This is a genomic window from Cellulomonas hominis (assembly GCF_005239125.1).
Taxonomy (GTDB): domain Bacteria; phylum Actinomycetota; class Actinomycetes; order Actinomycetales; family Cellulomonadaceae; genus Cellulomonas; species Cellulomonas hominis_A.
In genome coordinates, this window is the sequence record NZ_SZYE01000346.1 from 1 (window position 1) to 1,178 (window position 1,178).

General features: G+C 79.5%; 1 protein-coding gene. It reads right to left on the reverse strand.

Annotation, left to right across the window (positions count from 1 at the left end):
- A partial coding sequence (locus FA014_RS19490; RefSeq protein ID WP_154731250.1) for a glycosyltransferase family 2 protein occupies positions 1-904 on the reverse strand: 904 nt, incomplete at its 3' end.
- Positions 905-1,178 lie beyond the last annotated feature (274 nt).

Consider the following 1,178-nt stretch of genomic DNA (forward strand, 5'->3'; position numbering starts at 1 on the left):
GGAGCATCTCGCGGTGGTAGGCGACGGCGGCGTGCGCCCGGAGCCGTGCACGGGCGTGCCCCCGGCCGTGACCGACGGCGAGCAGCGGCAGCCACCGGGCGACGAGCCGCAGCAGGACGACGGGCCGGGCGGGGCGGACGTCGCGCAGCCGCCGGTCGACGTAGGCGGCGGCCCGGCCGTGCCCCCGGGCCCGCTCGATGAGGGACCGCCGGACCAGGGCGCGGGGGCCGAGGTCCCGCTCGACGGCCACGCCGCCGACCGCGCGTTCCCGGAAGCCGGCACCGACGACGTCGCGCCGGAACACGATGTCGAGCCCGTCCGGGCACCGCGTGGTGCCGAGGGCCTCGTCGAAGCCGACCGCCTCCAGCACAGCGCGGGAGGCGGCCATGCTGATGCCGCTGAACGCCCGGCCGACCTCGGGCGGGTCCGGGACGAGGTCGAGGTACGCGGCGGCGAGGTCCTCGGTCAGCCAGGGCCGCTCGAGGTTCGCGCCGAGCCGGACGGCGCCGCCCACCAGGTCGGCGCGGCCGGCGCGCAGCGGGGCGGTGAGGGCGAGCACCCAGTCGGCGGGCACCCGGACCTGGGCGTCGGTGAACAGCAGGTACCGGCCACGCGCCGCGGCCACGCCGACGTTCCGGGCGCGTCCGCCGGTGACACCGGGCGCGGCCACGACGCGCAGGCGGGGGTCGGCGGGCAGCCCGGGCAGGTGCGCGAGGTCGCGGGCGACGAGGAGCACCTCGCCGTGCAGGCGCTCACCGCGCAGCCGGGCGGCCCGCTCACCGCGCCGCCCCGCCGCGTGGTCGAGGGAGGCGAGCAGGCTGCGCAGGGTGTGCGTGAGCCCGTGCTCGTCGCCCCGCGCCACCAGGACCACGGAGACGTCGGCGCGGGCCGGGACGTCGGTCACGCGTCACCTCCGGCTCGCTCGGCGTCGTTGCGGCCGAGAATGTCCACATACCCTCGCAAACCGGACAGTGACGCGTCGAGCCGGTCACCCGGGTGCCCGCCCCGGGGTCGCCCGGTCGCGGGACGGGGTCACCCGTGCGGGTGCCTCGCCTCCGCGTCGACGCTCGGGCGCCCGGCACGCGAGGAGCACCGCGGCACCCCGCGCACCCGCTCCGTCAGCACGCCCCCGCCGCGCCGGCCGGGTCGGTGCCGAACCGCGGGCTCACGCCCGCCGG